The sequence below is a fragment of the Marinomonas sp. 63XJN7_7_ISO-PGPR-S23-202 genome (genome assembly GCF_056173505.1).
This window is the reverse complement of sequence record NZ_CM149677.1, coordinates 5,188,957-5,199,265: the sequence shown is the minus strand read 5'-3', so window position 1 is coordinate 5,199,265 and position 10,309 is coordinate 5,188,957. Positions and strand designations below refer to the sequence as shown.

Below are 10,309 nucleotides of genomic sequence, written 5' to 3'. Positions count from 1 at the left end.
TGTAGGCGTACTCCCTGATTGAGTGACAGATAAGAAGCGGATTTTACCTTTCTCACCGCAAGTTATCCACATATAAATAGAAAAAAATCCAAAACGGCCCAAGAGACATCGTTATTGTTGATAACAGTCAAGGTTATACACACCTGTAGGTAAATCGTTTCCGATGTGCATAACACAAGCACTTATGCACATATTAACAGCACCTTGTTTGAAAGGTTTTGCACAATACAAAATGTTAGTAACTTTTTGATTTTTATACACATAACGGTATTTCATACATGCTTTGTGCATAACTTTTTGTAACAAAAATATTTTTATCCACTAAAGATGTACAAGCTTGTGAGTAAAAGGTTAATCAAATGTGTGGTTAATTTTTTAACAATAGATGATGGGTAATCATTGAATTCATTGGCGAAAGGCTCTAAAATCCGCGCCCTGATTTCGTATCAATTGTCGAGGCTTGGCGAATGCTAACCCTCAAAACTCAAACACTGCATTCAGTGAGAGAATTAACATGAAAAGAACTTTTCAACCTAGCGTTCTAAAACGCAAACGCAACCATGGTTTCCGTGCTCGTATGGCGACTAAAGGCGGACGTCAAGTGATTGCTCGTCGTCGTGCTCGTGGTCGTAAGGCTCTAAGCGCATAAGCACGCTGATGACCGAATATTGTTTTCCTCGGCATGTCAGATTACTGAATGCCGAGGATTATCAATCCGTCTTTAACGACACCTCCTCCAAAGTCTTCGCAGGCGAATTCCTTTTATTGGCACGTAAACGAGAAGATGATCAAGCTCGCTTGGGTCTGATTGTGGCCAAAAAAACGGATAAACGTGCGGTAGGCCGGAATCGTATCAAACGTTTGGTACGCGATTCCTTTCGCCATAACCAAACCTTATTAGCCGGTATGGATATCATCTTTTTATCTCGTCAGGGAATCAAAGAGTTAGATAACCCAACGCTGCATAAACGCTTAGCTAAAGCTTGGGATCAATTGGCGAAGAAGTCGAAAAAAACGACCTCAAACCAAAAACGCACGAACTCAACACAGAAATAAGCTGAAAAAACCCTCAAAGGCTGGTTTAATAGCGCGTGTTTTTTAAAAGGGTTCTGCGAACCCATTGTCCAACCAAACAAATTAGTTGAATACCATGGATTTCAGACGTTACTTTTTATGGGGTGCGCTTTTTATCACTGGCTATCTACTGTTTTTACAGTGGAACCACGATTATGGTCCTCAGTCCAAGCAAAGCGCAGCTCAAACAACTCAGCAAACCGCTGAAACAATCAAGCAATCAGAATCAGAAACTGATTTACCAGACGCTCATCACAATGCGAATGCGAATACGGACAGTAGCAAGATACCTGACAATGCAACGAAAGTTGCACCCGGTAAGCTCATCCATGTTCAAACGGATACGCTAAGTGTCGATATTAACCCTGTTGGTGGTGATATAGTCGGTGCCGCTCTACCAAAATACACAAAAGTACTGGGCAAGCCCGCTCCTTTTGTGATTCTTGAAGACACGCCCGCACATGTCTACGTCACACAAAGTGGTTTGATCGGACCTAATGGACCTGATGCCTCACCGAAAGGACGTCCTGTTTATACAACAGATAAAACGTCTTATGTCCTTAAAAAAGGCCAAGACGCTTTAAATGTGAACCTTTACTACACGGGTCCGAACGGGGTGAAATACACCAAAACCTTCCGTTTCACCAAAGGTAATTATCGCATTAAAGAACTGATGACCATTGATAACACCACGAACAAAGTATGGCGTGGTAATCTATTTGGCCAAATCAAACGCGATAACTCACCGGATCCAAGTCAATCCACTAATATGGGCTTACATCCATACTTAGGCGGTGCCATTTCTGATAACAATACCAAATACAGCAAAATCTCTTTCGAAAAAATGAAAGAAGATCCTGTCAAAGTCACTGCGGATAAAGGCTGGGTAGCGATTTTACAACACTACTTTGTCACCGCATGGGTACCTGAACAAGGTCAGAATTTCACACTGCAAGCACGTACCAATGGGGACTTTAATCTGATCGGTTTTGTTGGCCCACGAGTCGACGTCGAACCGGGTAAGAAAACGACATTAAGCTCCACCTTCTATGTTGGGCCTAAGCTTGAAAAGCACCTTGAAGCAACCGCGCCAAACCTTGACCTAACGGTTGATTACGGCTGGTTATGGTTCTTGGCAAAACCAATTTTTAGCTTATTGTCCTTTATCCACTCCATAGTGGGCAACTGGGGCTTCTCGATCATTCTTATCGTATGCTGTGTGAAATTGGTGTTCTTCAAACTGTCTGCAGCAAGTTATCGTTCTATGGCGAAAATGCGCAAATTTGCACCGGAAATCGCCAAGCTAAAAGAGCAGTACGGAGACGATCGTCAGAAGATGTCGCAAGCCATGATGGCGCTGTACAAAAAAGAGAAGATCAACCCGTTAGGGGGTTGTTTGCCAATCTTAGTACAAATGCCAGTCTTCTTGTCTTTGTACTGGGTATTGATGGAATCGGTACAGCTACGTCATGCTCCGTTTATCTTCTGGATTCATGACTTATCTGTCATGGACCCATACTTTATCCTGCCAATTTTGATGGGGCTAAGTATGTTCGGTCAGCAAATGTTGAACCCAACACCGCCAGACCCAATGCAAGCGAAGATCATGAAGTTAATGCCTATCGCCTTTACCTTCTTCTTCTTGTGGTTCCCTGCGGGTCTTGTCCTTTACTGGGTGACCAACAACAGCTTGTCGATCTTGCAACAGTACATCATTACCAAGCGAATCGAACGAGAGGGTTAATCGACCCATTCGAAAAGCAATTGCACAAAAATGAGACAAAAAGGCTTCCCTCGGGAGGCCTTTTTTACGTTTAGATTGCCATCACTCTATGGCTAATAGACAATGGCACTATCCTTATCTTCCCTATTTATCGACGTAAACCGTACCGAGTTTTATTATGACCGACTTTCAATACGCCATTGACCAAGACACCATCGTAGCGCAGGCGACCGCACCAGGCCGTGGCGGCGTTGGCATCATTCGTTTATCCGGCCCCAAAAGCCTCAGTATTGCGAAACAGATTGTCGGTTTTGACCCGAAGCCTCGCTACGCCCATTATGTTCCCTTTAAAGATGCCCAAAACGAGCAACTTGACGAAGGCATCGCCTTATATTTTCCTGGACCAAACTCCTTCACAGGCGAAGACGTTTTCGAATTACAAGGCCATGGCGGCCCTGTCATCATGGACATGTTATTAACTCACTGTGTCGCCTTGGGTGCCCGTCTTGCCCGTCCTGGAGAGTTCTCCGAACGTGCCTTTATGAACGATAAGATGGACTTAACCCAAGCCGAAGCCATTGCCGACCTGATAGACAGCTCCTCTAAACAAGCCGCTAAATGCGCGCTGCGTTCATTGCAAGGGGCGTTCTCAAAACGCGTAGACGAACTGGTGGAATCCTTGATTCATCTGCGTATTTACGTGGAAGCCGCCATCGATTTTCCCGAAGAAGAAATCGACTTTATCGGCGATGGTAAAGTCGCCAGCGAACTGGCTGGCATTCAAGATCGCCTGCGTGATGTCTTAAAGGAAGCCAACCAAGGCGCTTTGATTCGTGAAGGCATGAGCGTGGTGATCGCAGGCCGTCCTAATGCAGGCAAATCCAGCTTACTTAACGCTTTGTCAGGCAAAGAATCTGCCATTGTAACCAGTATCGAAGGCACCACACGAGACGTACTAAGGGAGCATATTCATCTTGATGGTATGCCACTGCACATCATCGACACCGCCGGTCTTCGTGACAGCCCAGATGAAGTGGAACGCATTGGTATTCAACGCGCATGGGATGAAATCAGCAAAGCCGATCGCATCCTCATGATGGTCGATAGCCAATCCATCGATAGCAAAGATCCTAACGAAATCTGGCCCGAATTCATGGAAAAGCTTGGCGATACAAAACACCTGACTTTAGTACGCAACAAAGTCGACTTAACCCAAGAAGGGACAGGAATGGAAATCGTCTCAGATGTCCCTGTGATCTCTCTATCCGCGAAAACAGGTGAGGGCGTCAATGATCTAACAAACCACTTAAAAGCCGTTATGGGCTTCGACAGCACCAATGAAGGCGGTTTTATCGCCCGTCGTCGTCACATCGAAGCACTTAACAAGGCTAACCGCTTTCTAGACGCCGGCAACGAACAACTTAACGGTTATGGAGCAGGGGAATTGCTAGCGGAAGACCTCAAAGAAGCGCAACAAGCCCTTAGCGAAATCACCGGAGCCTTCACCAGCGACGACTTGCTAGGGCGTATTTTTGGGTCTTTCTGTATTGGGAAGTAAAATAGTAAAACGCATCAAACCAAATCAAAACAACATTATGATTTTAAAATAATTTTGTTTTATTTGGTGGGAAGTAATTTGAAGGGTTTTGTCGATTCTTGCTCCGCATGTTCTCCGAAGATAAATTCTGGAGCACATGCGGAGCACAAGATGAGAAAAACCTATGAAAATCAGCATACATAAACGAGATCCAGATAAAAATGGCCTGCGAGCTATCAGGCTTGTGTACTATTATGGATCAAAGACCTCGGAAGACGGCTCAAGAGCTCAAAAACGCTCATACGAGACGTTAAACCTGTTCCTCTACGCCAAGCCCAACAACGCAGTTGAGCGCGAGCACAATAAAATCACATTGCAAAAAGCTGAGGCCATTCGAGCCAAGCGTCTACTGGAAATGGAATCAACCAAACATGGCTTGGATGACCGCACAAAACTCAATGCCAGCTTCTTTGACTACTTCGACCAAATTACAGCGAGTAAAGCATCCGGTAGCAAATCCAACTACTCAATTTGGGTTTCTGCGGGCATCCATCTTCACTCTTCATAAAGCAGGCTCCTTAAACAGCAGTTGATCTCCTTGTTCATACAGAACTGGATATGGGAGAGATTTACCATCCACACTGGTAAGGCAGCGCTGACTGCTCTATAAAACTCATCAACTGGGAAGTTTTGCTGACCTGATTGCCTGAAAACAAATAGAGAATACTTTTTTGGGTGTTTAGCAGCGCTGTTATAGCTTTCTAACACTTTGAATGACTTTATATTTTTACTTTCTGCCTTGGAATACTCAAATAATATCAAGAAGTGGTTTTTAGATTTTCAATCTGTGCTATTGAATCACAGACTCACCGAATATACGTCACATTAAAAGATGATCTATGAGTCGTGTTTTGATCAAACTCGCTTGGTGATTTTGATTACAAAACTATTTCTAAAGCATAAGCTTAAATCTCTTTAATTTTGAGACTAAGCATGGAAGTTTCTGCTTTTGCAAACAAGCTAAAAACTCGTCTTGAGTCATTGGTGGCCTTTTCAACGAACCTCGTTGTTGCTGGGCCGCCTTGACGCAAGCACTGCTATCTAGCTCAAACATATCACATAAGAACTCATCTGGATGTATTGCAGAAAGACCTAGCAGATCAAGCTCCTTTGTAGGGAAGTCTTTTAGGTTGAAGGTGATGATAGACTCTGCTCGTCCTTTAATAGCAGCGGCAACAACGTGTCTATCATCTGCGTCTGGCAAGGTTAAACCATTAATCAATGATTCATAACCTTCAACTAAGCAGTCAGGTACATGAGCGTTCATTAACTGCTTGGTTCTTTCTAGCCGCCTGGGATCGACATCTGGGTTGTTATTGATAAGATTACGAATCCATTCATCATGTATTTGCTCTGTCCATCGTGCTCTGAATAGCCCAGTGTTAGACAAATACATTAGGTAACTGCGAAGCGGAGCAGGATACATAACACATGCGTCTAAAATCACCGTATATGATGTCATTAATATCCCATATCCATTTCTTGATCTAATGCGGATAGTTCAGCAAGAGCTGCCAGTCTGTTCTCTTCTAAACGGTTCTTGTATTCCATAAGATCAGCATAGGCCACCTTCCTACGGTTACCAGTGCGACTAAACGGAATCTCGTTAGAATCTAAGAGCTTAATAAATGTAGGCCGAGACATATTTAGCATGTCAGCACCTTCTTGTGTTGTTAGTTCAGCATGAATGGGTGTAATACTAACAGAGTTACCCTGACCCAATTGAGTAAGCACCTCAATCATCATGTTTAATGCACTTGATGGAATCATAACTTCGTGAGTCTTACCAGACTTATCGATAACATTGATCCTTTGAGCTTCGCCATTGATTTCCATTACGGCTGACAACTCTTGACTACCAAGCTTAGCCAGTGCAATTTCTTCAGCGCTTGGCAATTTTGTAGCAGTATTCATCGTATTTCTCTCTAGTTTCAAATTTAGACTACACAAATCTGTACATCACAATATTATTCGAAATATTCGAAAAAGTAAACATTCGAAATATTCGAAAAGATAAAATTTACAGTATGGGATATCCCTAAAAACTTATCTCCAGAAGCGACTAGTGCCTTTCAATGAAAAAGCATAGCAATTCAAACGAGAACGACTGCCTGGAAACAGTGTCTTTGCTTGAAAATGGGATTGCTCCCTGACACCAAGGTAGACCACATGGATATATCTGCACTTATCCGTCGGCTTGAACAGCTCGAATCCGCTCCATTTAGACCTAAACATCGTTCCGGATGAAGATCTTGGCGAGATCAGTATGTAACGTGTATCGAGGTTCGTAGATTGCTGATCCAGCATTTACTCCCAAAAACAAACAATGTATTGATTTAGATATAATTTATACTTCCTGTATTGGTAAGTAGGATTGGTTATCCCCATTAGTGGCAGAAACATCCTCTAAGTTCAACGGGCTACAGCGAATAAACTTCAATAAAATTAATATAGTGCATAGTATGCAGGTTATATGTGCAACCCATGCGTCTTCCGCAATGATCCATCGCCTCCTATAGTGATTCTTTCTGCCAAATAAAGGAAAATCACTATGAAAACTCAAGCAAAAACCCTTTTGATTATCGGTGCTTCCCGGGGCTTAGGTTATGCCATGGCCGAAGAGTTTGTATCCAAAAACTGGAATGTAATAGGTACAGTACGAGACAACAACAAACCAAGTTTATTGCATGACCTAGCCAATCGATATCCGGACCAAGTTAGGATCGAAACCTTGGATATTACCTCCCAGGAACAAATCCGAGCCTTGCATGAATGCCTTGCTGGGCAAAGGCTAGACATGCTGTATTGCAATGCGGGCACGACCACTCAGGATCAGATGATTACTATCGGCAAAGTCAGCACAGAAGAATTTAACCAAGTAATGTTGACCAATGTCCTAGGTCCCATGCGGGTTCTTGAAGCCTTTGACGATCTAGTGCTGACTAATGGCCTGATTGGTGTTATGTCTTCCGGACAAGGGAGTATCAGCAACAACCAAAAGGGTATGCGGGAAGTCTATCGAGCCAGTAAAGCCGCCCTTAATATGCTGGTGAAAAGCTTTGCCGTCCGGGAGCAGAACACAGCCAGATCCATAGTACTGATGGCCCCAGGTTGGATCCGTACCGGCCTAGGAGGCGATCAAGCCCCATTTACCCTAGAAGAAACGGTACCGGATATTGTCAATGTACTGCTCGCCCAGATCCATAAACCCGGACTAAAATATCTAGATAGATTTGGGAACAGTGTGCCCTGGTAAGTCCTTGACGACTTAGCCCAATAAGGCGGGTTTATCGCCCGCCGTCGTCATATCGAAGCACTTAACCAAGCTAGCCGCTTCCTAAAAGCGGGTAATGTACAACTTAACGGTTATGAGGCAAGTGAATTACTCGCCGAAGATCTAAAAGAAGCGCAACAAGCCCTTAGCGAAATCACCGGAACCACATCTCTCCCGTGATAGAGGCATGATCAAAAAACTCTTTAGGCAGTCCCTCCTCGTGAATATTGGCGAAGGGTTCTGATGTCGCGCGCAGGGAGCGCGCTAAACATCTGCTGTACTAAGAATGTCGCAGCGTATGACTTGATAATGCACCATATTATCCTTGCCCTGGCGCATAAGGAAAGCTTAATGACTGATAATACTCTAGCGTTTTCTGAGGGGCTACAAAGCCTTCAGGCAATGGTAGGTTAGAGAACGTTTGGAAATAGAGCACACTTGCATCTCGCCACCATTTTGCTTCTTTTACTTGAATAGCTAAAGCCATGCGTACTTGATTGAACTGGTTATTGTCTATTTTACCTTCAAGAGCAAACCACTGTTTTTGCATCTCAATGACTTCATCGACACCATGGTAGTAATGCTTAACTAATTCATTCCAAAGTGTATCGCCAGAAGCCATTTTGTAGTTCCAAGGCAAGTGGTGAAACCATAATAATAAGTTTTCAGGGGTTTTCTTCGGATCTGAGAAAATCACTTGCCAATGTTTGGCATATTGTGACACTGCATTCGTCCCAGTGGCCGTGCGGTCTAAGCCAATTCCTTGCTTATCAGCACGATGATAATAAACCGGATTCCAATCTGCACGACCAAGGTTATCTACCCAAGGGGCAGGGCCATAATGATGCCCTGAGCCCATTAAGTGATGAAGCCCTAAAGGGGTCATATAATTCACAATAGCTTCTCGTGAGCCCATCATCATTGATACGATCTTTTGCTCAGCGGTTGCGTCATTCGTTAACGTCATTTTTACCCAGTCAGAGGCTATTTTTTCTGCGGATAACTGGTGATCCCAGGCAAGTCGACCAAAGGCATACCAATTAGCTTGACCAAAAATATGCCCAGTCCAGTTGCGATCCATACCAATATTGGCAACGCCTGCCATCACCGTTAAATTCGGTTTGCCTGCTTTGTAGTAGCTTCCATCAATAACTTTAGCAACCGTAGAGCCTTTGCCATACTGATAGGTATCGGTATCTAATGTTTCTTTAAACAGGGTAGCCAAGTAAGCCAAGTGGGTACTAAAGCCAAGATATTCTTGTGTTATTTGAAATTCCATCGCCAAGGACGTTTTTGGCATGGCACCAAACAATGGGCTAAATGGTTCGCGAGGCTGGAAATCAATAGGTCCATTTTTTACTTGAACACTCACATTATCAGCAAACTGACCATCTAAAGGAACAAACTCATTATAAGCTTGTAATGAGCGTTCGGTTTTATCTTCGTGTGAATAAACAAAAGCGCGCCAAATAACATTCCCGCCATAAGGCTTTAATGCTTTTGCTAACATGTTGGCGCCTTGCGCATGAGTTCGTCCGTAGTCACCCGGTCCTGGTTGACCTTCCGAATTGGCCTTAACTAAAAAACCACCAAAGTCAGGAATGGTTTGATAAATTTCCTTTGCTTTATCTTTCCACCACTGTTGTACCGCTTTGTTGCTAGGATCAGAGGTGCTCAGATTACCAATTTGTTGAGGCGAGCTGAATTTAACCGAAACGTATATTTTTATACCATAAGGACGGAATATATCCGCTAAGGCGCTGATCTTTTCAAGCCAAGCAGGGGTTAATATTAACGAGTTTGCATTAACGTTATTAACCGCAACACCATTTATACCAATGGATGCATTGGCGCGTGCGTAATCGTAATAACGCTGTTTTTTATAATCAGGAAGCTTGTGCCAATCCCATATTGATTGACCCGCGTAACCGCGCTCAGTATGCCGGTCTAAATCGTCCCAATGATTCAGCATCCTTATGTTTATTTTTGGCGATTCAGCTATATTTAATTGGCTAATATCTTCGCCTGTTTTCAGTAATTGAATAAAACGGAAGGTGCCGTACATCAACCCTATATCCGATTTTGCAGTGATCAGAGTGTGTGTACCTTGATCTGTCCCCACGGTTTTTATTAAAAAGCCTTCATCAGTCAGTTTTTTAAAATCACTGCCTAACTTATACCGTTTTTGCAGTGCTTGAGTGCCTTTAGAAATAATCAAAGTATTTGTTGCCTCTGCTTGAGACACAAATTTGATAGGTTTTGCTAACAGCTGAGGTAATGCGGCATCAAGCTCCTGACGAATGACGTAGATCGTGTCTGACTGACCTGACAGCTCGATACTAGTTAGCTGTTTATTGTAATTATTACGTTTCAGCGAATCCTTTATTGGCTCGTACTTTAACCATAGACGATAGCCATCTTCGCCAGCAAACATTGGAGATGCATAACTAATCTGACTGACAGATGTTATTAACATTAGTATCAAGGGAATTATTAACTTCATCAGCGTTCCTGCTTTATTGTTGTCATAGTGTGAGGTTTGCTCAAACTGGGCCTTCTCGACAATAGCTCCTGGATGTCGAATAAGAATGCAAATTAATTGTTAATGACATTATCAAAAAAAAATAGCAAAAGCTCAGCA

General features: G+C 43.3%; 9 protein-coding genes and 1 pseudogene. 7 read left to right on the top strand and 3 right to left on the bottom strand.

Annotated features, from left to right (window positions below):
* Positions 1–514: 514 nt before the first annotated feature.
* The 5 genes from rpmH (at position 515) to AC0VYG_RS23885 (ending at position 4,902) form a co-directional block, all read left to right on the top strand.
* Positions 515–649, top strand: coding sequence for a 50S ribosomal protein L34 (rpmH, locus tag AC0VYG_RS23905; protein ID WP_013663328.1), 135 nt, complete (start codon positions 515–517; stop codon positions 647–649).
* Positions 650–657: 8 nt separating this feature from the next.
* Positions 658–1,056: a ribonuclease P protein component gene (gene rnpA / locus AC0VYG_RS23900; RefSeq protein ID WP_475430321.1), complete on the top strand. Its 399-nt coding sequence runs from the start codon at positions 658–660 to the stop codon at positions 1,054–1,056.
* A 94-nt stretch (positions 1,057–1,150) separates the two neighbouring features.
* The gene (yidC, locus tag AC0VYG_RS23895; protein WP_475430320.1) at positions 1,151–2,818 is read left to right on the top strand and encodes a membrane protein insertase YidC; all 1,668 of its coding nucleotides are present in this window, start codon (positions 1,151–1,153) and stop codon (positions 2,816–2,818) included.
* Positions 2,819–2,975: 157 nt separating this feature from the next.
* Positions 2,976–4,355 (top strand): tRNA uridine-5-carboxymethylaminomethyl(34) synthesis GTPase MnmE, encoded by a 1,380-nt coding sequence (mnmE, locus tag AC0VYG_RS23890; protein ID WP_475430319.1) that lies wholly within the window; start codon positions 2,976–2,978, stop codon positions 4,353–4,355.
* 163 nt (positions 4,356–4,518) lie between these two features.
* Positions 4,519–4,902 (top strand): hypothetical protein, encoded by a 384-nt coding sequence (locus tag AC0VYG_RS23885; RefSeq protein ID WP_475430318.1) that lies wholly within the window; start codon positions 4,519–4,521, stop codon positions 4,900–4,902.
* Between the two features lie 384 nt (positions 4,903–5,286).
* Here the strand turns inward: AC0VYG_RS23885 and AC0VYG_RS23880 are convergent, their stop codons facing one another.
* Positions 5,287–5,856, bottom strand: coding sequence for a PIN domain-containing protein (locus tag AC0VYG_RS23880; protein WP_475430317.1), 570 nt, complete (start codon positions 5,854–5,856; stop codon positions 5,287–5,289).
* Complete coding sequence (locus AC0VYG_RS23875) at positions 5,856–6,308, bottom strand: excisionase family DNA-binding protein (protein WP_475430316.1); 453 nt, start codon at positions 6,306–6,308, stop codon at positions 5,856–5,858. Before AC0VYG_RS23875 ends, AC0VYG_RS23880 begins: the two co-directional genes overlap by 1 nt.
* A 637-nt stretch (positions 6,309–6,945) precedes the next feature.
* Between AC0VYG_RS23875 and AC0VYG_RS23870 the strand changes: the two genes are divergently transcribed.
* Complete coding sequence (locus tag AC0VYG_RS23870) at positions 6,946–7,650, top strand: SDR family NAD(P)-dependent oxidoreductase (RefSeq protein ID WP_475430315.1); 705 nt, start codon at positions 6,946–6,948, stop codon at positions 7,648–7,650.
* Positions 7,651–7,674: 24 nt separating this feature from the next.
* A pseudogene (locus AC0VYG_RS23865) lies at positions 7,675–7,848 on the top strand (tRNA uridine-5-carboxymethylaminomethyl(34) synthesis GTPase MnmE); the annotation flags it as partial.
* 139 nt (positions 7,849–7,987) lie between these two features.
* On the opposite strand, the gene AC0VYG_RS23860 reads toward AC0VYG_RS23865, so the two are convergent.
* Entirely contained in the window at positions 7,988–10,171 is a 2,184-nt protein-coding gene (locus tag AC0VYG_RS23860; RefSeq protein ID WP_475430314.1) for an alpha-glucuronidase family glycosyl hydrolase, read from the bottom strand.
* Positions 10,172–10,309 lie beyond the last annotated feature (138 nt).

What these genes read in the sequence shown, in the direction of transcription:
- rpmH (WP_013663328.1), top strand. Translation starts at nt 515, where the DNA reads ATGAAAAGAACTTTTCAACCTAGCGTTCTAAAACGCAAACGCAACCAT.
- rnpA (WP_475430321.1), top strand. Translation starts at nt 658, where the DNA reads ATGACCGAATATTGTTTTCCTCGGCATGTCAGATTACTGAATGCCGAG.
- yidC (WP_475430320.1), top strand. Translation starts at nt 1,151, where the DNA reads ATGGATTTCAGACGTTACTTTTTATGGGGTGCGCTTTTTATCACTGGC.
- mnmE (WP_475430319.1), top strand. Translation starts at nt 2,976, where the DNA reads ATGACCGACTTTCAATACGCCATTGACCAAGACACCATCGTAGCGCAG.
- AC0VYG_RS23885 (WP_475430318.1), top strand. Translation starts at nt 4,519, where the DNA reads ATGAAAATCAGCATACATAAACGAGATCCAGATAAAAATGGCCTGCGA.
- AC0VYG_RS23880 (WP_475430317.1), bottom strand. Translation starts at nt 5,856, where the DNA reads ATGACATCATATACGGTGATTTTAGACGCATGTGTTATGTATCCTGCT.
- AC0VYG_RS23875 (WP_475430316.1), bottom strand. Translation starts at nt 6,308, where the DNA reads ATGAATACTGCTACAAAATTGCCAAGCGCTGAAGAAATTGCACTGGCT.
- AC0VYG_RS23870 (WP_475430315.1), top strand. Translation starts at nt 6,946, where the DNA reads ATGAAAACTCAAGCAAAAACCCTTTTGATTATCGGTGCTTCCCGGGGC.
- AC0VYG_RS23860 (WP_475430314.1), bottom strand. Translation starts at nt 10,171, where the DNA reads ATGAAGTTAATAATTCCCTTGATACTAATGTTAATAACATCTGTCAGT.